This window comes from Methanomicrobia archaeon, from assembly GCA_011049045.1.
Classification (GTDB): Archaea; Halobacteriota; Syntropharchaeia; order Alkanophagales; family Methanospirareceae; genus JACGMN01.
Genome location: DSCO01000039.1, coordinates 1 through 25,293, shown reverse-complemented (window position 1 = coordinate 25,293; position 25,293 = coordinate 1). Strand labels below are relative to the sequence as shown.

19 protein-coding genes are annotated in these 25,293 nt (G+C 55.8%); 10 read left to right on the top strand and 9 right to left on the bottom strand.

The features are described 5' to 3' along the window. Positions 1 to 10: 10 nt before the first annotated feature. Positions 11 to 868 (bottom strand): shikimate dehydrogenase, encoded by an 858-nt coding sequence (gene aroE / locus ENN68_04765; GenBank protein HDS45393.1) that lies wholly within the window; start codon positions 866 to 868, stop codon positions 11 to 13. An 86-nt stretch (positions 869 to 954) separates the two neighbouring features. Between aroE and ENN68_04760 the strand changes: the two genes are divergently transcribed. The 4 genes from ENN68_04760 to ENN68_04745 are packed head-to-tail and all read left to right on the top strand — an operon-like array spanning position 955 to position 5,170. Further along, positions 955 to 1,338, top strand: a complete 384-nt coding sequence (locus ENN68_04760; protein HDS45392.1) for a tRNA CCA-pyrophosphorylase — start codon at positions 955 to 957, stop codon at positions 1,336 to 1,338. Positions 1,339 to 1,354: 16 nt separating this feature from the next. Beyond that, positions 1,355 to 2,659 (top strand): formylmethanofuran dehydrogenase subunit B, encoded by a 1,305-nt coding sequence (locus ENN68_04755; protein HDS45391.1) that lies wholly within the window; start codon positions 1,355 to 1,357, stop codon positions 2,657 to 2,659. 1 nt (position 2,660) lies between these two features. Next, a complete protein-coding gene (locus tag ENN68_04750) occupies positions 2,661 to 4,358 on the top strand; it encodes a formylmethanofuran dehydrogenase subunit A (GenBank protein HDS45390.1) in 1,698 nt (565 codons plus the stop codon). Further along, positions 4,346 to 5,170 (top strand): formylmethanofuran dehydrogenase subunit C, encoded by an 825-nt coding sequence (locus tag ENN68_04745; protein HDS45389.1) that lies wholly within the window; start codon positions 4,346 to 4,348, stop codon positions 5,168 to 5,170. Before ENN68_04750 ends, ENN68_04745 begins: the two co-directional genes overlap by 13 nt. A 186-nt stretch (positions 5,171 to 5,356) precedes the next feature. Here the strand turns inward: ENN68_04745 and ENN68_04740 are convergent, their stop codons facing one another. Next, complete coding sequence (locus ENN68_04740) at positions 5,357 to 7,012, bottom strand: MBL fold metallo-hydrolase (protein ID HDS45388.1); 1,656 nt, start codon at positions 7,010 to 7,012, stop codon at positions 5,357 to 5,359. A 364-nt stretch (positions 7,013 to 7,376) separates the two neighbouring features. Here ENN68_04740 and polC point away from each other — a divergent pair, with 364 nt between their 5' ends. The 4 genes from polC (at position 7,377) to ENN68_04720 (ending at position 14,431) form a co-directional block, all read left to right on the top strand. Then, positions 7,377 to 11,117, top strand: coding sequence for a DNA polymerase II large subunit (gene polC / locus ENN68_04735; GenBank protein HDS45387.1), 3,741 nt, complete (start codon positions 7,377 to 7,379; stop codon positions 11,115 to 11,117). A 461-nt stretch (positions 11,118 to 11,578) separates the two neighbouring features. After that, the gene (locus ENN68_04730) at positions 11,579 to 12,916 is read left to right on the top strand and encodes a nodulation protein NfeD (GenBank protein ID HDS45386.1); all 1,338 of its coding nucleotides are present in this window, start codon (positions 11,579 to 11,581) and stop codon (positions 12,914 to 12,916) included. 3 nt (positions 12,917 to 12,919) lie between these two features. Then, positions 12,920 to 13,786 carry a sugar phosphate isomerase/epimerase gene (locus ENN68_04725; GenBank protein HDS45385.1) on the top strand — a complete coding sequence of 289 codons (867 nt, stop codon included), beginning with the start codon at positions 12,920 to 12,922 and terminating at the stop codon, positions 13,784 to 13,786. Positions 13,787 to 13,966: 180 nt separating this feature from the next. Further along, positions 13,967 to 14,431 (top strand): nucleoside-diphosphate kinase, encoded by a 465-nt coding sequence (locus ENN68_04720; protein ID HDS45384.1) that lies wholly within the window; start codon positions 13,967 to 13,969, stop codon positions 14,429 to 14,431. Positions 14,432 to 14,558: 127 nt separating this feature from the next. Here the strand turns inward: ENN68_04720 and ENN68_04715 are convergent, their stop codons facing one another. Genes ENN68_04715 through ENN68_04700 form a run of 4 tightly spaced genes read right to left on the bottom strand, consistent with a single transcriptional unit; the run spans position 14,559 to position 19,238 of the window. Beyond that, a complete protein-coding gene (locus ENN68_04715; GenBank protein ID HDS45383.1) occupies positions 14,559 to 15,503 on the bottom strand; it encodes a hypothetical protein in 945 nt (314 codons plus the stop codon). A 9-nt stretch (positions 15,504 to 15,512) separates the two neighbouring features. Further along, entirely contained in the window at positions 15,513 to 16,406 is an 894-nt protein-coding gene (locus tag ENN68_04710) for a hypothetical protein (protein HDS45382.1), read from the bottom strand. After that, positions 16,403 to 18,313: a secretion system protein E gene (locus ENN68_04705; protein HDS45381.1), complete on the bottom strand. Its 1,911-nt coding sequence runs from the start codon at positions 18,311 to 18,313 to the stop codon at positions 16,403 to 16,405. The genes ENN68_04710 and ENN68_04705 overlap by 4 nt, the downstream gene beginning before the upstream one ends. 19 nt (positions 18,314 to 18,332) lie before the next feature. Beyond that, positions 18,333 to 19,238, bottom strand: a complete 906-nt coding sequence (locus ENN68_04700) for a hypothetical protein (protein HDS45380.1) — start codon at positions 19,236 to 19,238, stop codon at positions 18,333 to 18,335. Positions 19,239 to 20,367: 1,129 nt separating this feature from the next. On the opposite strand from ENN68_04700, the gene ENN68_04695 reads away from it, so the two are divergent. Then, positions 20,368 to 21,807 (top strand): hypothetical protein, encoded by a 1,440-nt coding sequence (locus tag ENN68_04695; GenBank protein HDS45379.1) that lies wholly within the window; start codon positions 20,368 to 20,370, stop codon positions 21,805 to 21,807. Between the two features lie 117 nt (positions 21,808 to 21,924). On the opposite strand, the gene ENN68_04690 is transcribed toward ENN68_04695, so the two are convergent. From ENN68_04690 to ENN68_04680, 3 genes are all read right to left on the bottom strand, one after another. Then, positions 21,925 to 22,353: a response regulator gene (locus ENN68_04690; protein HDS45378.1), complete on the bottom strand. Its 429-nt coding sequence runs from the start codon at positions 22,351 to 22,353 to the stop codon at positions 21,925 to 21,927. Then, positions 22,346 to 22,591 (bottom strand): hypothetical protein, encoded by a 246-nt coding sequence (locus ENN68_04685; GenBank protein HDS45377.1) that lies wholly within the window; start codon positions 22,589 to 22,591, stop codon positions 22,346 to 22,348. The genes ENN68_04690 and ENN68_04685 overlap by 8 nt, the downstream gene beginning before the upstream one ends. A gap of 209 nt (positions 22,592 to 22,800) precedes the next feature. Beyond that, positions 22,801 to 23,508: a hypothetical protein gene (locus ENN68_04680; protein HDS45376.1), complete on the bottom strand. Its 708-nt coding sequence runs from the start codon at positions 23,506 to 23,508 to the stop codon at positions 22,801 to 22,803. 326 nt (positions 23,509 to 23,834) lie between these two features. Here ENN68_04680 and ENN68_04675 point away from each other — a divergent pair, with 326 nt between their 5' ends. Beyond that, complete coding sequence (locus tag ENN68_04675; protein HDS45375.1) at positions 23,835 to 25,097, top strand: NAD(P)/FAD-dependent oxidoreductase; 1,263 nt, start codon at positions 23,835 to 23,837, stop codon at positions 25,095 to 25,097. The last annotated feature ends 196 nt before the right edge of the window (positions 25,098 to 25,293 follow it).

Here is a 25,293-nt window from a genome sequence, read left to right as displayed (position 1 = left end):
ACCCGCCAATTCACGGATCGCTGGCGCCCTCGCGCGACGTCCAGAGACCATGCTGGAGCGCGTCGAGCACCGCCTGCTCCATCACGTCGAGTGGGGGCTCGCGTTTTGTCCATATCCGGAAGGCCGCCGCACCCTGATAGACCAGCATCTTCACACCAGTGATAAGCGTATGAACACCCGCGCGGCGCGCATCCGCGAGCAGTTTCGTCTCGATCGGATTGTAAACGATATCGAAGACCACGAGCTCGGGCGTGAGCATGTCCGCCGTTACGGGAGTTTCCTCCACACGCGGATGCATGCCGATCGATGTGGCATTGATCATGATATCGGTAGCCTTGAGCTGCGCCTTGAGCTCAGCGCCCAGGCCAATGGCGTGCGCGTTCGTGAGCCGGGCCGCTAACTGAGCAGCGCGCGCCACCGTGCGATTTGCAAGTGTTACGAACGCGCCTTCACGGTCAAGAGCAAATGCAATCGCCCTTGCTGCGCCGCCTGCACCGATAATGAGCACTCTTTTACCCGCTAAATCACCCACCCGCTCTTGTAAGGCACGTATCACGCCAGGCCCATCGGTGTTGTAGCCCATCGGCGTTCCGGTGCTGAAATCAATAGTGTTGATCGCGCCGATTTGGCGTGCGAACTCGTCAGGTTCTACGAACAGAAGCGCATCTTCCTTCAACGGTATCGTTACGTTGAGCCCCGCGATACCGAGACTCTTCGCGCCCCGTATCGCACCCTCGAGCTCCTCGCGGGGGACGCGGAACGCAAGATAAACCGCGTCCATGCCGAGCTGCTTAAAGGCCGCGTTCTGCATCACGGGAGAGAGACTGTGCGCGACGGGGTCGCCCAGGATGCCGTAGACCTGTTTCACCATCTTACCATATAGAGCATAGCACGGTACGCGTAAAAAGCAAAAAATTTAAGTAGTTGTGGTCAAAGTACAAAGCAGGAGGAAAAATGGAGGGAATTAGTGTTAACCTGATAAGTGGGAGAACGGCCGTGCAGGGCCAGAACCTGGACAGCAAACTTACGGACGAATACTTTGCAGAAGTGGCTCGCTGCGATCTGAACGGTGCGGACATGGAGCAACTCGGGGTTGCCAAAGATGACCACGTGAAAGTCACCACTGCCTACGGGCAGGTGGTCGTCCGAGTGGATCAGGACGACGGGGTTCTCGCGGGTATGGCCTTCATTCCCATGGGACCCTGGTGTAACGCGGTGGTTGATGGTGACACGAACGGAAACGGCATGCCCTCGTTCAAGGGGATCGACGCAACGGTGGAGAAGACAACAGAACCGATATTGTCGATAGCTGAGCTGATGCGGACGTATATGGCCTAAAGGAGGACGTAAAAAAATGGCGGAAATAACTGATGTAGTATGCTCACTCTGTGGGTGCGTATGCGATGATATAGTGCTGGATGTGGAGAATAACGAAGTCGTTAAGGTGAAGCGTGGCGCGTGCTCGGTGGGCAAGGCCAAGTTGCTCGGGCATCACCGGATCCCTCATCCGATGATCAGGGAGAACGGTCAGCTGAAAGAGGTCTCGTACGATGAAGCGATCAAGAAATCGGCGGAGATACTGTACAACTCGCGTCGTCCGCTTATGTACGGCTGGAGTTCTACGGTCTGCGAAGCGGATAAGGTGGGTGTGCTGCTAGCCGAGGAACTCGGTGCGGTGATCGATAACACAGCCTCGGTCTGTCACGGGCCTTCCGTACTGGCGATCCAGGATGTGGGGCTGCCCTCGTGCACGCTCGGCGAGGTGAAGAACCGGGCGGATCTCATCATCTACTGGGGGGCGAATCCGGCCTATGCGCATGCAAACCACATGAAGCGTTACTCGTACGTCTCAAAGGGCTTCTGGACTCAGGAGGGCAAGAAGGACAAGAAACTGGTAATCGTTGATCCGCGGAAGACGATGACCACGAAGATGGCGGATGTCTTCGTCCAGATCAAACAGGGCTACGATTATCCGGTCTTCTCTGCGCTCCGTGCGATCCTGCGAGGCCATGCGGACATCGTGCCCGATGAGGTCGGCGGTGTCTCGAAGGCGCAGCTGATGGAAATCGCTGAGATGGTTAAGGGTGCAAAATTCGTGATGACCTTCTTCGGTATGGGCGTGACACACACGGGCGCGCGGCACAACAATATTGTGAACGCGATCCAATTCACGCGCGCGGCGCACACACATACCAAAGCGAGCATCATGCCGCTCCGCGGCCATTACAACGTGGCGGGCATCAACCAGGTACTTACCTGGGAGACCGGCTTCCCGTTCGCGATTGATATGGCCCGGGGGTATCCGTGGTATAACCCCGGCGAGGATTCGGCGACCGATTGTCTCTGGCGAGGGGACTGCGATTCCGCACTGATCATCGCTTCTGATCCCGGTGCGCACTTCCCGGGACCGTCACTGAGACATATGGCAAAAATACCGGTTATTCAGATAGATCCGTTCGCGAACCCGACAACGGAATTCGCGGACATCATCATCCCAACGGCAGTGAGCGGGATCGATGCAGAGGGCAGCGTCTATCGTATGGACAATATACCCATTCGACTGCGCAAGATCATCGATTCGGACGTCCCAACCGATGAGGAGATCCTTGAGCGGATGCTGACAGAGATCAGAGCGTTACGAGCAAAGGAGGTGCAGTAAGATGGCGGCAGAAAGTGAGCTGATCATCAAGAACGGCGTGGTTTTCGATCCCATCAACGGCGTGAAGGGCGAGCAGAAAGATATTTGCATCCGTGGCGGGAAGATCGTGGACTCGGTATCGAACCCGAAAGTGATCGATGCAGAAGGGCGCGTGGTCATGCCGGGCGGTGTGGATATCCATGCGCACATTGCTGGCGGGAAGGTCAACTCAGGCCGGCTGATGCGACCAGAAGACGGCCGGAAGGGGCTGGTGCCAAAGACAAAGGTCTGCAGGGCGCAATCGGGCTATTCAGTGCCCAACACCTTTGCGACCGGCTACCGGTATGCCATGATGGGGTACACCTTTGTGATGGAAGCCGCAATGCCACCGCTGGCAGCACGGCACACGCATGAGGAGATGATCGACATCCCGATCCTGGACAACGCGGCAATGCCACTCATTGACAACAACTGGATGACCCTGGAATACATCAAGAGCGGCGATATCGATCTCCTGGCTGCGTATATCGCCTGGATGATCAAGGCGACCAAGGGCTATGGCGTCAAAGTCGTCAACCCGGGAGGAACCGAAGCATGGGCATGGGCAAAGAACTGCAGTCTCCATGACCCGGTACCGACCTTCGACGTTACGCCCGCGGAGATTGTGAAGGGGCTGGCAGAGGCAATGGAGAAGTACGAGATGCCACACAGCGTTCACGTACACCCCAATATGCTTGGCCATCCCGGGAACTTCGAAGTTACTACGGCTACCTATGACCTGGTAAAAGGCATACGACCCTATAGAGACCGGCCGACGATGCACGCAACGCACACGCAGTTCCACTCGTATGGGGGCTCTACCTGGGGCGATTTCGAGTCGAAGGCGAAGGCGATTGCCGAGTATGTCAATGCCACTAAGCATATGAGTATTGATATCGGCTCGATTATATTGGGCGACACCACCACGATGACCGCGGACGGCCCGATGGAGTACGATTTATATCAAATCACCGGCCGCAAATGGACTAATTGCGATGTGGAGCTCGAAACGGGCTCGGGCATTACGCCGTTTCTCTATTCCGGTAAATCACCCGTGAACACCATCCAGTGGGCGATTGGGCAGGAGCTCGCGCTGCTGATCAAAGATCCCTGGAAGGTTGCCTTGACCACCGACCATCCGAACGCCGGTCCGTTCATCGGCTATCCGATCATCATCTCGATGCTCATGAGCAAGAAACGCCGGGATGAACTGGCTGCGGAAGTGCATAAGGCCATCTATGACCGATCTGAGTTGCCGTCAATCGATCGCGAATACGATCTGAACGAGATCGCGATCATCACTCGCGGCATGACCGCAAGGACGCTCGGACTGAGCGAGCACGGCAAAGGACACCTCGGTGTCGGCGCGGACGCGGACATTGCGATCTACGATATGACGCCGGAGGAGCGCGACGCGGGCAAGATCCAGAAGGCGTTCCTGAACACGAAGTACACCATCAAGGCCGGCGAGATCGTGGTGAAAGACGGCGAAGTTGTCGCGGCACCAGAAGGGCGAACTATCTACGTGACGCCCGAATGCGACGAGAAGTTGAACGAAGAGATGCTCGTGACCCTGAAGGACCGGTTCGATAAGTACTACTCCGTGACCTTCAACAACTACCCGGTACAGAGCCATTATCTGCCGCATCCATTCGAGATCAAGGCACCATGGCGGAGCTAACTAACGGAGCGAGAAAAGGAGGAAGAAAAATGCAGACGATAACCTTAAAATTAAAGGACGCGGTCGTGAGCGGTGTCGCAAAGGTTCCCGTTGAGGTGGACGCGTTAACGCCTGATCAGCTCTTCGGCAAGAACGAAGCGGGGATCAAAGCGGTAAAGGTCTGGTGGGGGAATCGCCAGGAGCAGACCGGCGATCTCTTCGAGGTGAGCCTCGCGGGCGACGCGGCAAGCGCAGATGACGTGAAGCTCGTCTTTGAAGGTGATTTGAGGCGTGTGAAGCGCATCGGCGAGGGCATGAAAACCGGCGAGATCGAGGCACGTGGTGACGTCGATATGCACTGCGGTGCGATGATGGAAGGCGGCAAGCTCGTGGTTAAGGGCAGCGCAGACTGCTGGGCCGGCCGTGAGATGCGCGGTGGCGAGCTGGTCATCGAAGGTGACGCGGAGGACAACCTCTGTGCGATGTACCGCGGTGAGATGACGGGCATGACCGGTGGCAAGGTCACGGTCTTCGGTAATGTCGGAGAGCTCACGGGCCAGTACATGGCCGGTGGCGAGATCCTGATCAAGGGTAACGCGAAGATGCTCGCTGGCCTGAACATGAAAGGCGGCAAGATCATCATTGAGGGCGATGCAAAGTGGCCAGGCGCCGACATGACCGGTGGTGAGATCCTGGTGAAGGGCGCGACCGAGATGATGCCGTCGTTCAAGTTCCTCGAGACCACCCCGGTGGATGGCGCTGAGTATAAGAAGTATCTCGGCGATTTCGCCATGGGTGAGCGGAAGGCAAAAGGCACACTGTACGTGAGGTGATTTCTTTTTTCACCTCACTTTTTCTTTATTTTTTCGGTTCTTCTTTACCGCTCGCTCGCTCGCTAGCTGTTAGCAATGCGCAGAAGAGCGATCCCCGCTCTCAGCTTCTTTGACCAGGTGAACGGGCTCGGCGGAAACCATCTTCCATGACCTTTGGAAATGCCATGGTTCACGGTATAGCCGCAGTTAGAACCGGTACGTCTCGCCCAATTCCGGAATGATCACCCATATTTCTTTACGCAGCGCAGTAACAAGGTCTTTGAATGCTTCTGGTCGTTCAGTATGAACCGGAATCACAATTCGCGGATTGACCTTGCTGATGAGTTCCTGCAGCTCTGGTCGTGATGCGTGACCGGAAACATGTGACCGCTCTATCCGTTTTCTCAGCTTGGAACAGCTAGGATTAGTACAACCCACCGGGAGCGGCGTCGCACCCAAACGATACCCGATCCCAAAGGCATCTAACCAATTGATCAATCGTTCCTCGTCCAGCTCCATCTCGTCTGAGAACGGCTCGCATTGTGCTCGTATGTAGCGCGATCCCGGTATTTTTCCCGCAGCATCGGCTAAGTCAAACAGCTGCCCTAAATCATAATAAGAGAGCATCACGACGTACTTGCGCGGGTTGGACTTGATCTCTTCAGCCACCAAACCGTTGTTGTAATGACTGGCATCCGCGGTCCACGTTTCTTTATCAACGGAATAACCATATTCGTGCTTATAGGTCGAGTAGTCATTGGGCGAGTAAAAACAGCTCCCTTTGCGTTTGAGAAATACCGACACGTGTTCGGGCAATGGTGTTAGCTCAAGTTTGTTCAAGACGTAAGCAAGCCGAGCGTTTATAACGAATGTCCGCCCGCAAGACACCGCCGCCTTACTGATCGTTTCATAGCGCGTGGTATCTTTCCAGCTGAACTCAACAAACACCAGGCCGTCTGTACCGGCAATCTCTTCCGTGATCTTAGAGCAGACCCGCTCTTCGGTAAGCTGAGAGTCCGAATCTATCCGGGTACCCTCGCAGATCATAATGTCTACACCGCTACCTATCGCACTGACATAATCGTCAATTGTAGTGCCTTTAGTACCGTGAAACCGTATGTCACCGGTGTAAAGGATACGCAATGGCTTACCCGCACCATCACACGTCAGGACGTAGCTTGCAGCCCCGGGAACGGAATGATCAACCGCTATCAGAGCAACACGAAAGGAACCTATGGTCAGCACTTCACCGTCCTCCAGGGTCCTGCAATCGCGAACCAGCTCTTCCTTATGATCTATTCTCGGGCTTTCCGGCACGGCTCCTCGCTTCGTGAACGCAACACAGGATCTCTTCGACCGTACTGCCTCTGACGTGAAATTCGTCACATCGTCAATTGCATCGACCAGTGTCTGGGTATTCTTTGAGCAGTAAAGTGGAATGGTAGGGTGAAGAAAACCGATATCACCCGTATGATCCATATGAGCGTGGGTAAGTAATATCCCATCGATATAACCCCGTCCATGCTCTCTGTAGTAGTCCTCGTAGGTAATGAGTCCGGGCACCCTGAACAGCTCCGAATCCGGTGAGAGTATCCTGCTATATATGTTGGTTGTCAGCTCCTCTACGCCTTCTGGACTGATCAAATCGCGTCGGTATACACCCGGTATAACCGGAAGGGCCCCTATGGTGAGTTTATCCTTCAATGCCGTGTTCGATCGAACACCGAGAAACTCCGAAAAGAAGGCCGAGGCAAAACCCATTCGGGTTCCGAAGTCCAGCATGAGGCGGGTTCCCTGGTCTTCCACCAGGATCTTATTGCCACCGATTTCACCCGCTCCGCCATACACGGTGATTTCAACCATTCCCGGTCCCCTCACTGCACCATTCGCTTCAGTGCTAATAATGGTTTCGGCCGCCTCATCACCCAGCGGCGCAGCTCTCCTGCTACGATAACCACTCGGGACACGCTTCGGGTCGCGAGCTACCGGCCATGCTTACCGGGACCTACCAGGAACGCAAACGCAGCTGCCGGAACGTATGAGAAGTGCCGCTCTGAGCTGGACCGCTGTAGATAGTGCCCATCAACGCGAAGCTCTTATCCGTTTGAAGCCTGCGAGCATCAGCGCGAACCAACGGCAGAGAGACGCTCTTTTGCCTTATTCACGATTCAAAAGTCGTTGCGAGCAAGACTTATAACCCCGCTCACCTTTACTTACCTAAACGACGATGGCTTCGACTTCTGCGTATCAGCGCACGTTAAAAGAAGGGCTCGAGGAAGCGTTAAAGATCGCGAAAGCGGCGCGCAAGCTGGGGCTGGATCCCGCGGCGAAGCCTGAGATCCATATCACGAAGGACCTTGCGGAGCGCGTGGAGGCGCTGATCGGCGTCAAAGGGCTGAGCACCCGGATACACGAGCTGGAGAAGGACGGCCTCGGTCGCGAGGAGATCGCGTTACGTATAGGTCAGGACTTCGTCGAGCGGAGATTCGGTCAGTTTGACCGTGTTGCGACCATCGAGCATGCGGTGCGTACCGCGGTCGCGATCCTTACGGAGGGTGTGGTGGCGGCGCCGATCGAAGGCATTGCACGCGTCGAATCAGACCGAAACGATAACGGGACGGAGTATATCAAGGTCTTCTACTCGGGGCCGATACGCAGTGCCGGGGGAACGGCTCAGGCGCTCTCTGTTCTGGCTGCGGATTACATTCGACGGCAGATGGGCTTCGCCGCGTATCAGCCACGGGACGATGAGATCGGGCGATACGTACTGGAAGTTTCCGTCTACGAGCGGATCGCGGGACTGCAGTACAAGCCGAGCGATGAGGAGATCAGGGAGATCGTGAAGAGCTGCCCGATCTGTATCGACGGAGACCCGACTGAAGAGCGTGAAGTAGGCGGCTATATGGGCCTCCAGCGAGTGGCGACCGACCGCGTGCGCGGCGGGATGGTGCTCGTGCTTACTGAAGGAGTCGCGATGAAGGCGCCGAAGATCAAACGGCACGTGGATCGCCTGGGGCTCGCGGGCTGGGACTGGGTCACCAGCCTGGTCAAGGCGAAGGGCGAGAAACCGCAGCGCGATTTTTTGGCAGATTTGATTGCGGGCCGACCGGTATTCGGGCGTCCAGCCGCAAAGGGCGCATTTCGGCTGCGATACGGGCGTGCACGCAATACCGGACTCGAAACGGTCGGCTTGAACCCCGTGACCATGTCCTTGCTGAAGTTCACTGCGGCGGGCACGCAGATAAAACCCGAACTGCCGGGTAAAGCGGGCTGCGTTGTACCCGTGGACTCAATCGAAGGCCCCACGGTCAAATTGGAGGACGGCTCACTGGTGCGATTAGACGATGCGGACACTCTTGCTGCGCTGGAAGATACCATTGCTGAGATCGTTGACCTTGGCGAGATCCTCATCGATTATGGCGATTTCCTGGAGACTGGGCACCGCCTTATGCCCGCTGCATATGCGCATGAATGGTGGGTGCAGGAGCTGGCAACGAAATCGGAGATCGAGGCCGCGAAATGGCACTCAAAGACACCGAGCCAATCAGAAGCGCTCGAGATCGCAGCCACGTATCAGGTGCCACTCCATCCGGCGTATACCTATCTCTGGGAAGATCTGACCGGAGAAGACAGGGCCGAGCTCGCGGCCTATATATCCGCTAACGGGGTGCTCGACGCGAGCACACTGCTGCTGCGTGACGACGAGACCGGAAGAACGAAGCGCATGCTCGAGGACTTGCTCGTGCCCCATCGAATGACAGAGCAGCCGGGATCTCTGGTGATCTCCGAGCCCCGTGCGTTGCTCCGCAGCCTTGGACTGGATGACAAGCTGCAGCCGGACGAGTCCGTGCGCGTAACGGTAAGGAGCAAGGGCCCAACGCGGATCGGCATGCGGATGGGCAGGCCGGAGAAGTCGAAGGAGCGGCGCATGAAGCCCGCGCCGCACTCGCTCTTCCCGGTGGGCGAATATGGCGGCAAGAGCAGATTATTGAAGGAAGCTTTACGAGTGACCGCGGAGCGGCCGGTGATCGAGCTGGAGATACAAGCGTTGGGCCGCGCTGACCAGCTCACCACGCGAGCCAGGACTAAGAGCTGGGAGCCGAAGAAGCGCAGCATCGACCTGCAGAGCTATTACGAGAACACCATGAAGGGGCTCGGTGAGCCCATGAGCACGACCAACCTGGAGGTCAAATGCGTGCGGGGGCTAATCACAAAGCACAAAGTGGCTGAGCACCTCGGCAAAGGGATACTGCGGGCGAAGCATGATGTGGTGGTCTTCAAGGATGGCACGATCCGCTACGACTTCACCAATCTGCCACTCACCCATTTCTATCCCAAAGAGATCAGGCTGAGTGTGGAGACGGCGCGCGAGCTGGGTTATACCCGTGACATTCTGGGTGTCGAGCTCACGAATGAGCTGCAAATGCTCGAGCTCAAGCAACAGGACCTCGTTATCTCGCTCGATGCCGCATCATATTTAGTACGTGTCTCCCAATTCGTGGATGCGCTGCTCACGCAGTTCTACGGCCTGGCGCCCTTCTACCACGCCACACGCAAAGAGGATCTTATCGGTCACCTCGTGCTTGGCCTGGCGCCCCACACCTCAGCCGGCATCTTGAGCCGGATAATCGGGTTCACATCCGCGTCGGCCTGTTACGCGCATCCATTCTTCCACGCGGCGAAACGGAGAAATTGTCTGGCACCAACGACTGAAACGATACTGGTGGATTCCCGTGGAGTGGGAACCACGGAATTAGAGTTGCTCTATCGTGCTGCTGATGCGAACGAAGAAGTCGTTGATGATTTCGGCACCACACGAAAGGCGGTGGCTGGAATGAAGACGTACGCACTCAATCCAGAAACGGGTCAGTTTGAGCTGAAGGAGATCAAAGCGGTGCTCAAAACACCGGCACCCGCGTATCTCTTTGCAGTACGGACGAACACGGGCAGGACATGGGTGTCTTCCCCTGAGCACCGAATGGTGGTATGGTCGAACGGTACAGTAAAGGCTAAGAAGCTGCTGGAACTCACGGAAGACGATAAGCTGTTACTGCCAGCCCTTACAGGCGAGGAGAGTCCCCGCGTTACGTCTTTTGGCGATTGTATCCTGGATGCGGTAAAGGAGCTCAAAGCAATCCCTTCAGCATTCGAGTTCTTATACGATCTCGAAGTTGCAGATCATCACAATTTCTTAATCAACAATTTTGTGCTCAGCTCAAATTGTGATGGCGATGAAGACTCCGTTCTGCTCCTGCTCGATGCGCTGCTCAATTTCTCGCTCTTCTTTCTGCCAGAGAAGCGCGGTGGGAAGATGGACGCGCCGCTCGTGCTCATCCCGTTCCTCAACCCGAAAGAGGTGGATAAGGAGGCGCATAACGTCTCCACGGCGTCCGAATACCCGCTCGCGCTCTACGAGGCGGCATGTGCGGGCAAGATGCCCAAAGAGGTCGAGATCGAAACGGCCGCGAGCAAGATCGAGCAGCCGCGGGATACCTACGGGTTCGGGTACACGCATGGTACCACCGATATCGCGGCAGGGCCGATAAATTCACTCTACAAACAGCTCGACAGCATGATCGAGAAGATGGAGGCGCAACTGCGCCTGGCTCGGATGATCCGTGCGGTAAACGAGACGGAGGTCGCGGAGACGGTCATCGCGAACCATTTCCTGCGCGATATCAAGGGCAATCTCAGAGCGTTCGGCTCGCAGACGATGCGCTGTAACAAATGCAACGCGAAATACCGGCGGATACCGTTGAACGGAATCTGCAAACGCTGCGGCGGTAAGATCGTGCCCACCGTGCACGCGGCGAGCGTCCGGAAATATCTCGAGGTTTCGTTACGGATCGCCGAGGAATATCACGTTTCGCGCTACACGAAGCAGCGGCTGGAGCTGCTCGATAAGGATATCCAGGCGCTCTTCCCCGTTGCACTGGAACAGCAAAAAGCGCTGAGTGATTTCATGTAAAACCTTTTCTTTTAAAGAAAAGCTTTACCAAAAGAAAAATGAGCGCCCGACCCCGTATCATCTATCCCAGCCAAAAGAGAATTTCGTTCTGGATTAAACCTTCTTCTAAAAGGTTTGTCGTAGCAACCATCCCAACCCCGGCCCCGTTTCCGCTTGATCTTCTCGTGATGCATTGTGATCTTACTCTCCGGACACCACTGCACCGGATCTCGCGGCTGTCAACTTGTTGGGGTTGGTGATCAAATCCATCCACCACAAGTGGTATTTTTTCCCATATAGTATAATTTTTTTGGTGCGTTTGCTGCAGCACCCATTAACTTTACAGCCCCGCTTTGGCCTGTGACACCTATGAAGAAAAATCGCCGCTGCCATCACGATCTTCTAACTCCGCAAAGCGAAGATTTAATTGTTCCGGGGGCTTACATCGAAGTAGCTATCTATTTGCCTACAACTACAGAGCAATGGCCACGAAACAACGTCACGTGTATCTTTTGGTCTTCATTATTAGCCTCGCCATTGTAGGCGCTCTTGTTCCTTGCGCAGGAGCAGCCAGCGACGATCACGTTATCTACGTAATCCGTATCGAAGGCACGATCTCCGAGGGCACGGTCTTGGACATCATTGAAGGCTTGCAAGAAGCTGAGCAGCTGGGTGCCGAAGCTGTCCTGATCGAGCTCGATACGCCCGGCGGGCTCGTCAGCTCCACACTGAAGATCACCGAGGCGATCCTGAATTTAGACGTGCCGGTGATCACCTATGTCGCGCCGAGGGGCGCGATCGCCGCGTCCGCAGGTGCCTTTATACTCGTCTCCGGGAATATCGCGGCCATGGCGCCAGGCACGACCACAGGCGCGGCAATGCCCGTCGAGATTGGCATAGAAGGCCGCCAGGCCGCGGACAACAAGACCATCAACTTCTTCGCCGGGCATATCGAGAGTATCGCGGCCTCACGGGGCCGTAACGCGACGCAGGCCAAACGCTTCGTCACCGATAATGACGCGCTCAACGAGAACCTCGCGCTGGAACGCGGGATCATCGAGCTCATTGCCAACGACGAAACTGACCTCTTAGCGAAGCTTGACGGTATGAATGTCACGATAGCAGGTGAAAACCAGACGTTAGCGACGAAGGACGCCATCATTCACCGTAAAGAGAGAACGATCCGTTCAACGCTCCTCGAAACACTGAGCGATCCCCAGATCGCGGTCATTCTGCTGCTAGTGGGCATCTACGGGCTCATCTTCGGGTTCATGTCGCCCGGCACGTACGTACCGGAGATGATCGGCGCGATCTGCCTCATATTAGCGCTCTACGGTATCGGACTCTTTGAGGTGAACGTCTTCGGCGTGCTCCTCATTATCGTTGCGGTTCTCCTCTTCATCGCGGAGGCATTGACCCCGACCTTCGGCATACTCACGACCGGCGGTGCGGTCTGCTTGATCATCGGCGCGCTGATACTCCCGAAAGAGCCGTTCCTCGTCAGTCCTGAATCGGGCTGGTTCGAAGGCTTCGTGCTCACCGTCCTCGGGGTCGCTATCGCCTCTGCGCTCTTTTTCTTCTTCGCCGTCGGTGCGGTCCTCAAGAGCAGGAAACGGCGAGCTCAGGTGGGTGCCGAGGAGCTCATCGGACGCGTAACGAAGGCTGAGTCCACGATCACTGAGGATAAGGGCACCGTCAAACTACGCGGTGAGATCTGGAACGCGCGTGCCGCAGCAGGGGAAACGATCCCTGAGGGCGTAAAGGTGGCGATCGTGGATCGCGATGGCTTGACCCTGCTCGTGAAACGGAAAGAGGACTGACCGATGCAGATCGTACTCGGCGCGCCGGTCTGGTATGGTAACCGACCCTTTACCGAGACCTTGCGGAAGCTCCATCGGCTCGACCTGGACTACATCGAGTTCTCCCTGGATTTCCCGCTGCCCGATTCCATGGCGGATAAGGAGCGAGAAGAGCTGCTGCGAGTGCTGGATGAATATGGTATGCGCATCGGCTTCCATTCTCCGCTCGATACACCCGTTGCGCATCCACGCGACGATCTTGCGGAGGCCGGTCTGCGGATAGTGCGGAGCTGCATGGCCTTTTCAGCGTCCTTCCACCCCCGCACGCTCTACTATAATTTCCACCTGCCCGTAAAAATCCCCACTTACAAGCTCGAGGACGTTCGACCGCAGATAGAGCAAAAGATGCTTGCGCGTTGTGCAATGGTGATGCAAACGGCTGCGGCGTTTCGCTTGACCGGTTGTGCCGAGAACGAATTAACGACCTGCGAGCGCTCCGATCTCCTGCACGAAGCGCTCGCACGCTTCTATCCGCGGTTACAGTTCACCCTGGACATCGGGCACGCGATAAAGGCCGAAGTATACCACACCAAAAAGAAGGAGCAGGAGAACGGTGAGCACTTCATGGATTATCTCACGCAATGGGTGGATCACTGCGGCCAGAAGATGCTGGTAGCGCATGTGCATGACTGCGCCTGTGTCGATTCGGTGCTCCAGGATCATCTCTCCCTCGGCCGGGGTGTGCTGGATCTTGAGCGGGTATTTACGCTCCTGAAATCGACCTCCTGCAACTATCTGCTGATCGAGACCTTCTGGAAGAGCCGTAAGCGAGAAGAGATGGATTACGAAGAACTCAAGCGAAACGTCGAGCTGGTACGCAGCTACTGGTGAACGTTGCGTGGATTGACTCGCTAAAGCTGATTACCGTGAGCATGGGTACGCGTGTCGGCTCGGCTCGGCTCGGCTCGGCCCGGACACGTCCGGTAATCCCGCGGCCTTCACTATTTTATGGATGCCCGCGCTATGCTCTAGCACAAGCGAACACCCGCACCGCGGGTTGCCCGGCGAGAGATGAGTGAGGTAGTGATCGGCGAAGGCCTGAGCGATCGGGAAGTTGCGGCACCGAAGAAGGAGCGGACATTCGTGATGATCAAACCCGGGTGCGTTGAGCGCGGCCTTATCGGCGCGGTCATTGAGCGATTCGAGCGTGCGGGCTTGACCATCGCGGCCGTGAAGCTGGTTCAGCTCACGAGGCAGGTAGCAGAGACGCAGTATGCGGAGCATGAGGGTGAGTATTATTACGAGGGTTTGATCACCTACATGATCTCAGGGCCCACGATCGCGGTGGTGCTCGAAGGCGACGATGCCATCAACGTCGCACGTGAGACCGCGGGCAAAACAGACCCCCGCGAGGCTGAGTTCGGCACGATTCGCGCCGATTTCGGGACCGATACGCGGCACAATGTCGTGCATGCGGCCGATTCTGAAGCCGCGGCGAAGCGCGAAATCGAGATTCACTTCCCTGAGCTGAGCTGAGTTGAGCTGAACTCACCGGTTCGTAACGCACGGCCACTCGTGTGCTGAGCTCACCGCATGATGCATGCATGCATGCGTGCATGCGTGGTATTCCGGAGTAACTGCGAGGCCGCGACCCGAACCTTACCTATAGCGGCGCGGTCATTGGCGGAATGATCTTGAGGAGCGCGAAGAAGATGAAGGTCGCCAGTGCAAGGATGGTCGCGTGCTTCAGCCCGGCAACCACTTTTCCCTCGCCCATCTTTCCGGCTACCAGACCCGTGCAGACGCCCTGGATGATCCCGCAATGGAAGAAGAGCATCTTCATCCGCTCAACCTGCCCGGTAGCTGTAAACATGCTATAAATCCCTACCTCCTCTACGCGCGCTGCTGCCTCCACCATCATCGGTATGAACGAGTGGTAGAGCACGAGCAAGACGCCAAGAAAGACGAAGAAGATGGTGTAACAGATGATCACATAGACGCTCATATCCGAGATGCGTTCTTTCTCCAGGGTTCGCAATTCCATAACGTCATCTGCCGCCACCTTCAGGATCTCGCCCACATCGCCCCCCACCTGGTAGCCCTCGATGATGATCGCTACTGAACGCTTAATGATCCGCGTGGGATAGCGTCTGGCGAACATGCGTAATGCATCTTCGAACGAAACACCCCAGGTGAGATGGCAGACCAGCGTTCTGAGCCCGTCGGTGAGCACGCCGTAGTTCCCTTCTGCGGTAAGCGAGAAGGCATCGATCAAGGTGAGTCCTGCGCGTTTCGCCTGCGCGAGATCGCGCAGCAAGCCGGGGAATTCATCATCCGCCTTCCGCTCACGCTTCTGCACCACGTACAGGTACGCGGTCGGCGGCATAGCGGCGACCAGTGCAGCAAGGATGTACGCATCGGTGGGTGCCACAAATTCCCAGCTGTAGAGATACGCGAGGAACATGAGACAGCCGCCAATGGCGCCGGAGATATAGCCCAACCGCAAGGGATTCTCACGAAATACCCCGACCGGATCCCGGAGTATCCGCAATATTCGCGCCTCCTGACGCCGCCGTTCCAGTGCTGTGAGCAGCCGATCTTCTACCATGGTTTCTCCTCACTCAACTGATACCGTACCGACGAGGAAGATAAAGGCCGCGGAGGCCAGTGGTATGACAAGGTAAATGATCGCGGCCAGGCCCTCGATCGACGCACCACCGAGAAAGGTCAGGATCGAGAGCACCACCACGAGCAAGAGCGGGGACGCGACCACCCCGATGACATAGAATTCCGCAAACAGCTCGAGTGTCTGGATAAAATCCTGATACCGCTTCCGCCGCTCTGCCATATATTCCTGTGCCGTTTTCACGAAATATGCACCCATATCACCGCCCGAGAGCGTGGTGGTTACCGCACCCTGCAAGAATGCACGCATGTTTAAGGATGGCGTCGTGGCCACCAGCTTCTTGAGTGCGGTGATGAAATCGAAGCCGAGCAGCTCCACGTCACGCACCAGCAGCTTCAACTCCTTGCTCACCTCGCCATACGTCTCCTCTGCACCTGCGAGCTTCTTGAAGATCGAGAACGGATACACCCCGATCGAAGCCATCGCCGAGATATAACTGATCGCGTACGGGAGATTCTCATCGATCTTGCCCTTGCGCTCCCACGCCCTGATGCTCGGATAGTACAGAAAGCCTGCGTAGGTCCCCAGGAACGCGAGCAGCGCGAGCATGAGGCTGACCGCGAGGTCAAACTCGCTCAGGGTGAACTCGGCAAGCAACGAAAGGATCAGGTAGCGGAGAAGAATGTAGACCGAAACAGCAACGCCAGCCGCAATGAACGAATAGAAGACCGCCTGCGAGAGCCAGCGCTCGACCGGCACGAAAATATGCGCGCTCAGCAGCTTATCGCGGAGCTTCTCGTACTTTTCGCGACGCTTTATGAAGTAGCCGCGAAATAATCCCGTGGCGGTGCCCCACGTTCGTGCTCCCTCGCTCTCCACACTCATTGCACTTCGCGCTCGCGCTCCTCCGGTACCACCCGCTGCTCCGTACCTGCTGGATCTATACAGTAATCGAGTAACACCCGGTTGAGCGATTGGAAGTCGTCCATCCCCCGCGCACTCATCGCATCCAAAATCCGTTTCCTGCGTGAGAACTCCTCAACCAGTTGCTCCTCGGACAGGTTCAGCTTCTCCATTATCTTAACGAATACCCGCGATTCGCCGGTGAACTCGAACTCATCGGGCCGCCAGGTGAAGAGCTCGTTCGTCTTCAGCATCTCTTCCTCGAAATCGATCCCCGTGACCTCGATGATCTTGGTGCAGCGTCGCACGTGCCGCTCACCCACCTTTACCTGGCGCTGTATCGCGATGATATCCAGGCTGTCAAGGAGCATGAGCGGGACGTCAATGGGGTGCTTCGTCAATCGTTTCACCACCGTAGTCGCGGATTCCGCGTGTATCGTGGAGAGGGTAATGTGCCCGGTAGCCATGGCTTGAAAGAGCGTATGCGCCTCTACGCCCCGCACCTCACCCACAAGCACGTATTCCGGCCGCTGCCGGAGCGCAGTTCGGAGCAGATCGTACATCTCGATCGCGTAACCGCCCTCTTCCACCTGCCGCGTCACCGCCGGGATCCAATTCTGGTGCAACAAGTTGATCTCTCGGGTATCCTCGATCGAGACGATCTTGCTCTCAGGTGGTATGAACATCGCGATCGCGTTGAGCACCGTGGTCTTACCCGAGGCGGTGCCGCCGGCAATGAGGATGTTCGCTCCGTTCTCCACCGCCAACCAGAAGTATGCCATCATCTCCATAGAGAACGTGCCATACTCCACGAGGTTGATCGGTGTAAAGGGCGTCTCCCGGAACTTACGGATCGTGAAGGTTGAGCCCCGCGTCGTGACCTCACTCCCGATACTCAATTGCAATCGGTCCTTGGTGGGCAGAGAGGCGTCCAGAAGCGGTCGGGCCAGGGAGATGTGCCGCCCCGATCGCTGTGATAACCGGTAGATCAGAGCGTCCAGATCCTCGCGATTAAAAATGATGTTCGTCTCGATGGAGCCGTAGTTCCGGTGGAAGACAAAGAGTGGTATCTCCGGCCCGTCGGCTGAGATATCCTCCGCCATCTTGTCACGGATGAGTGGATCTAACTTCCCGTAGCCGATGAAGTCCCGCGTGACATAGTACATGAGCTTATCCATATTGTCCTGGGTGATGCTCCCATTTACGCCAAACTCCTGCAGCACACGATCTACGCGTTCCCGGAGAAAAACCACCGGTTCCTGGAGCGTAGTAAGGCTCACGTCCAGGGTCTCATAGAGGTACGTCTTGATCTCTTTGAGCAGCTCTCGCTCGCCTTCGGAGAGTTCCACCTCGTGAACCGCGTAAATGGGGGGCGTGGTCGCGGTTATGTGCACGTACGCCCAGGGCTCATTCACCGGATAGGTCTCAAGATCGCCCATCGCCTCTGCGTTTTCGCGCGCTCCACCTGCGGCAAGATATGAAGCAAACGGGCTCGCACCTCCAGCCACACCATCACCGGGCGCCACGGTAACCGGATCGGGCACCGGGGTCTCACCCGGATTTGGCTCCACGGTCTCACCCTTTAATGCCGCGATTGCAGCCCGCAGCGCGACCTCAGCCGCGCTCTTTTTCGCCCGGATACGCTCCAACGTGGCTACTGCTTCCTGCTCTTCCGCCTGTAATTTCGCACGCTCATCAGCCTCGGCCTTTGCCTCCGTCTTGTTGAGCTGGGTTTGTATCCGGGTAAGCAACCGTTCCTGCAGCTTTTCCGCTTCCTCGATCCTTTTCGATTCGCTCAAAGCGTGCAACAGCTGCTTCTTCGCCACTGCTCCGCCGGTACGTACTTCTCCCTTAGCGTGCTGAGTTCCCTTTGCCGCTGTAAGCCTCATGTTCTTGCAGGTGTTTTTATTACTTGCTATAGCGTCTGAGCAGGAGCATCTCTCTCACTTTGATGACGAGAATCACAACGATCACCGCCACGACACCGGCAATGAGCCAGGTGAGCAGCCACGGAAGCCCTCGCCCGCCCGCCTCAGCCGCGACGGTTTGTTCAGCAGTCAGTGCCGGCGTCGGTACAGGCGTTGGCGTGGGTGCGGGTGTTGGCGTGGGTGCAGGCGTTGGCGTCACCACCGGCTCGGGGTTCAGCAGCGTGACCGTAAAGGCGAAGAGCTTCGTATGGGCGAATTTACCCTCTACGAGCACATCGTCACCGATCGAGACGTTCCGGAACACATCGCTATAAGCGACCGCCAGCTTGCCCGTGCCGTCGTCTATCTCCAGCTCCGTCGCACCTGCGGTGAGCACAATGCGGGTAACCGCACCTTCCAGGCTGACCGATTGATCATGGTAATATCCCGGGAACTCTTTGAGCTCCTTTACCGTCACCCGCGGGTAAATAAGTGAAACATCCTCGATAACACGATCCGCATAGATGAGCCCGCGGTCGCCGACCTTACCGGCATAGATGCCCGTGACCATCACGCGCTGCCCCTTGTAATACGCACTGAGCAGTCGCGGGTCACAACTGACGAAGACCTGATCCTTCAGCTCAAAATCGTCCGCCAGGGTGAGCACCCCCGTGCCTCCCGGCTCGAAGGTCTGGATCCCTTTGTCCAGGTCCGGTGACGGCTCAACGTTATTGGCAATCTCCATAACAACGCCCGAGACCGTCACCGCTCGCCCCACGTAGTTACCGTTGAGACTCGCGATCCTGAGTTCCGTCGCCCCGGTGGTGCACAGAACCAGTGCCAGCAGAAGGATCACTACGGTCAGCGCAGATACCGCAAGAATCCCCCTGTTCCTTGTTCTTGACATCGCGCCCATATCCTTTTATCGTCCTAACTATATGTACTTACCAATCGTTAGTACCCCACTATTATAAATAACATGAGGGTGCGATAGAAGATAAGAGCGGCGGTAAGGAGAAAGAAGAAAGATGGTTATCCATAAAAGAAGTGTCGCGCGGGGCACGATCGTTGTGCTTCTATCAGTGCTCGCATTTAGCATCTTCGCGGCACCGGTGCATGCGGGCGTGAGCCCTGAGGAAGGGAAGTATGTTGGTAATAGGGGGATTGCAATAATCGGCGAGATAAATGTAAACTTTTTAAACGACGCCGGAGAGACAATACCTTATGGCACAATAAGGAACACAAATCCAGATATCGTTGTACCACCAATAACTTTTAATGGACCATTTGACTCTAGCGCGTATAAAGAGGATCTGAGTAAAACAGATGAATACGAAGTTACCGGGCCTAATGGGCGTATCACCGTTTATTTCTTCGCCCCTGAGTTAAGGGTCAAAACAAAAGTATGTAGCGAAGAATTTTTTTGGGTTAAAAAAGGAGATAATATAACTTTTGAAGCAGATACTAACTTATGGTTTATAAGCAATTTTAGCAAGGACTTTTCGATTTTAGAAGGTCCCTTACCAAACAACATTACCTATAAGCTCTTAAAGCCTTCAGGATTGCAAGTATATGATATTAATGGTGTCTCTCTCAGGGATATTGATGTGGGATTTGATTACAAAGGTAAAAATTCTATCACCATAAATACTGCCGGTTTGGACACAGGTATATACAAACTACGCATTGAGACCGATCCTGAGACAAATAACGGGCTCGATACCGAAGGCCCAGAAATATCTTTTGAGGTTAAAAGTAAGGGTGTTACGATAATACAAGTGGTGCCAGAAGGGCAAGCAACATATGAGGAATTGGTATTCACCCTGTCGACCACGCCGCATACCAATGTCTCCCTTGAGATTACCTGGGGGGTTGACATAAATGTAGAGTTTATTGTGGGTAGGGGAGATGTTTTACAGGGGGGCCCGACTGCTTTTGGCACTTCAGATAGAAATGGTGAGTTTAAGGCAGTAGCATATTTTGCCGTTTCAGGAACCTATAAAATCACCGCAACCGAATACGGATGTAGTGGGGGGGTGAAGCCCAGCACTCGCGAAAATAGCACGGACAGTAGATACGTGACAATTGTGCCATTTAAAGCGGAATTAAAGGTCAACAAAGATCCACCCATTTACCACATCGGCGAGAACGTTGAGATTACGGGTAAAGCAAACACGGGGAATAACATAACGCTTAAAATCGAAGATGAACAGGTGGCAACGAATCGCGATATAAAAGGCTTTGATTTTACCTGGCCGACCAAAGATAAAGCCCCCGGTTCCTATAGAATTGCGATATGGATCTTACCGCTCTCCGATCCTGCTCAGGATCCTCCTGACGCGTCAATTTCTGTCGTTCTAATTCGCGGAGGCCTCTTCGCAGAACCCAGCGCGCCATTCGTCGCCCTCGGTGATGGGTTCACCATTGAGGGAATTGTCCCTGGGAGGGACAGGGTGGACATTTTTACGATAGCACCAGAGGGCGGTGGTGGAGCGGGGTTTTTAGCCGAGAAAGGGGGCTTATTAGATGCTCCCGGTCTAACCTACGGTGCTTATGGTGTGAATACTGATGGCAAATTCGAAACCGAGAAGATTAAGGTGAGCAAGGACGTTGATACCGGCACGTACCTGATCCTTGCGTTGAACTATGGCCGCGACGGGGTCTGGGGTAAGAGTCAAAGTAGTAACCTTCTCGCAGTTATCAGCGCAACGCCACTCCGCGTCAGAACAACCGATCAAATCCTGGCGATCGTGAAGGACAGGACGATCGAGGCACCGGGGACTGACGATCTGTTCGGGCTCACGACGATCAAGGTCGAACCGGGCTTCGTCTCGGTAGATCCGGTGGCGGACGTCTCGCTTGGGCGCGAGATCACGGTGACGGGCACGACCAACCGGCAGGTGGATACCGCGATCATTGTTACCGTTGAGGGCGCGGACGAGCGCACGCCGAGCTTGAAGCCGCAGATCGCAAAGGTCAAAACGGACTATACGACCTATTACAATAGCTTTGAAGCCACCTTTGCTACCGAATCGGCGAATATCGGTTCGTATATCGTGACCGTGGACGACGGCGGTGGGCGCACCGACTCGACTACCCTTACCATCCTGCAGGCGGAAGAGCCCGCCGTGAACGTGAGCGTGGCACGACCTTCTCCCGCTTCTGGGGGCGCGGACGTGAACGAGAGCGTCGCGGCGGTAACCCCGACGCCCACACCGACGATACCACCCTCCGTAACGCCATCTGAACCGCCTGCGATGGAGTCCTCCGTTGCAGGCGTTGGTTTTCTCTCGCTCGGGATCATCCTCATTATCCTCTGGTTCGTTATGGCTGTTATCATCGCGATATGGGTCTACCGGGAAGCGACCGACCGCGGTGAGAACGGCGTGCTCTGGGTGGCCATTGTGCTCGTGCTCAGCGTTGTCGGCTTGCTTATCTGGCTCGTCAGGCGACCAAAGACAAAGGAAGAAGTGTAATAACTACCGACCCGTCATCGAGCATACCGTGCGCACCGCTCTCGTTCGGCACGCAAACCGCTACTCACAGAGGCATGCTCAGCGCATATCTAACGTGAGCATGCGTGCGTGAGTCGATCACGGGATGGCGCGGATCGCGTCCAGAAGCCCTTCCATCTTCCCCGTCTTCGAGACGATAAACGTGGACTTCAGGATATAGCTCTGCACGTCGTCCTTGTAAGCCTCGATGATGTCCTCGCCCCGCTCAGATGCGGTGAGCACGATAACGGCAATATCCTTCAAGTGCTCATCAGCCTTTATCCGCTTGAGCACCTCGAGCCCGTCAATCTTGGGCAGGCGGAGATCCAGCAGTAGGACATCCGGCTTCGGATATGCCCGCTTCGAGGCGAACGCAGCACGGTTATAAAGGAAATCGAGCGCCTCTTCTCCGTCTCTACAGACCCAGATACGCTGTGCCCGCTCGCTCTTCTCCAAGGCGTTCTTTATGATGAGCACGTGCTCTTCCTGATCTTCCACGATCAAGATCTTCAGCTCGTTTTTACTCATGGTCTTCACTTCTGTTACGATCGTTCCAGCGCGCCACCAATGCGCTGCTCACGTTCGGCCTCAGATAGCAGCGGTTTCCCGATATATCCATTCGCCACTGCCAGCACCGCGTCCACGGGGCATCCTTACGACCTTTCGCTATGCCCGGAACCGCACATACCAATTTCTCCAATAACGTCTTGAGCATGATACACGTGACTGTGGATTTCTCGGCGATGCGTTTCCACTCACAGTTCATAGTTCTCTCACTAATCTCTTCTTCACAGCCGCAATATAAATTTTCCCCCGGTGGTATTAACGCCGCTTGAACCGCGGGGTTTGGGTTACCCAGCAGAGAGCTACTCTGCACGATCAATTGGTGCGTACAGGCTACGCAGGAAGAACCAGCAGCTGAGCTACTCACAGCAGGATCTGCGCACGCAGCGGTAAACGTGCTATGCCGCCGGTTCACAACTCCATCTCTTCCTTTGTGTAGATGGTGAAGCCCGTTCGGTTGTAGAAGAGCGGGTAATATTGGAGGTTGTGGTTGGTATAGCGCATCTTAACGATCCCGATGTAGCGCTCAAGGATATCCTTCTCGCGCCGGAAATCCAGATGGATGATCGCATCGGAGAGGAAATCCTCGACCCCGTATTTCCCGAAGCGGTTATCTCCTTGATGGATCTCTGAGATGATGAGACTCGTCAACTTCAGCTGTCTCAGCTCGGTGAAAAAGCGGTAGATCTCCTTGCGCGGATTCTTGATGGTGGTGAGGGTGTAGAGCGCATTGAGTGGATCGATCACCACGAGATCATAATCTTCGTGATCCACGAGATCCATGAGATACATCTTCGCCTTCTTGATCGAATTGAGCTCAAATCGCACATCCACCCCCACGGTCTGATCGATCATGGCGTGATCGACGATCGTCAGGTTGTCGGTCGCTTCAGTCATTCCCAGCCGCTCCATCTGCTGTTTTAAGCTCACAATCTCCTGCTCAAAAGTGACATAGAGCCCGTGCAAGTTCTCGTTCACTGCATTGTTATACAGAATGCTGTACGCCACAGAACTTTTCATGCAGCCCGGGGTACCACAGATCAAGGAAATGGTCCCTTTCGGAATGCCACCCTCTAATTGCTCATCCAGCCGATCAATGTAGGTCTTTATTCGTTCCATGTTTCCGTTGCATCTTTGTCTGTATGGACTTAAATATTTTTCTATCCCGTCCTTGGAACTGTCACGTTGGTGGCGGTTGATGATAAATGACGACCCACAACAAACGTTACTTTCCCTTCGGGGGCATACCTGTCGTGTCGCAGGTGCTGGTGCACCGTTTATCGTTAACCCCAGTTCATACTGTGCGCAGCGTATGAGATTCAATTCGCACCGTACTGTTGGCTCTCCTTTTTTATGGCTTGCCGTTGAATCGCTATCACGACTGCGGGAGAGAATAAACAGAAGGGGATACCCGAAAAGTGCGATTTCACTCCTGCGGTAGCGGCATGAGGGATGACGAGGACATGACGCTCACGTGTGATGTCTTGGTGGTCGGTGCAGGGCCGGGAGGGAGCAGCGCGGCCGCTGCTGCGGCAGAAGCCGGTGCTCACACGATCATGATCGAGAGAAAGAGCAGGGTCGGCGTCCCGGTACAGTGCGGCGAAGGCATCGGCGCGTATCTCCTGCCGTTCCTCCCCTTTCCGATCCCGCCCGAGCAGCTCATCTGGACGCTGAACGAGCTCACCTTCTGGGCTGAAGAGCTGAGCACCGCGCGCACCGGCAAGCTCTGGACGACCCATCTGCTGAATCGCGCAGCGTTCGATGCATGGTTAGCCCGGCGTGCGGAAGAAAAAGGAGCAGAGGTACTCAGAGAAACGGAGCTTATCGCTCTGACCGTAAAAACAGGGTACACGGTGACGAGCGCAACGGTAAAGACCCCTGCGGGTATACGGGAGATCGCGCCGCGGGTGGTGATAGCCGCCGATGGCGTTGATGCAACTGTCCTGAAACTCCTGGGCTTCAAACCGGATAAGCAAACGACCTGCGGGAAAGTGCTGAGCTACGAGATGGCACATCTGCAGTTGCGTAGCCCGCGGAGTTTTCAGGTATTCCTGGGCGATTTCGCGCCCGGCGTCTATGCCTATATACTCCCCAAGTCCAGAACGACCGCGAACGTCGGTGTGGGCACGATCGTGTTCGACCGGAAGCTGCGGGAGTGCTATGACGCGTTCATGGAGTTGCCGCCGGTGCGCGCGCAGGTGGGTACGGGCACACTCGTACAGGACAAGAGTGGGTGGGCGCCGATACGCTCTTTCACGGAGCACTGGGTCTACGATAACGTGTTACTGGTGGGTGATGTGGCAAACCAGAACTTCAAGCCGTTTGTCGAGGGGATCATACCCACGATCATCTGCGGCGATCGCGCGGGAAAGACCGCGGCGGACTTCATTCGCGGCAAAGGCGCGCTGGACATTTACCCTGACCGTGTCCGTGCCACCATAGGGCCGCTCTTCGCGGAATCTGATCAACTCATCCCCATCCTCTACGAACTGAGCACATCCAAAGACCCCCGGGACCACGTGCTTCGGCTCTGCCTCTTCGCCAGTATCATCTCGTTGAAGCAGTTCGAGCACCTGCGCCGTGCTGATACGGATTACCGGGCGATCCAGGGAATTGTTGAGCGGTGGACCCGCAGTCCATTCAGGCAACCGGTGGCAGACCTCATTGAGCGGCTGGGCTTCTGGTATCTCCTCCTGAAGAGCAGATAACACAGGTTCGCTCACGCCGTGTTTCGCGCTCTTGTTGGTGCGCGTGCTGTGCCCCCGCGGTCACAACAGTTATTTACCCAAACTCCGCAAATTAACCCATAGGTAGCGCCTCAGGGAAGAGCGAGCACATCTGTCGTGCCCGCTTGGGTATCTGTGCGAAGTACTCACGTCCACTCCGTTCCACGATCTTCATCAC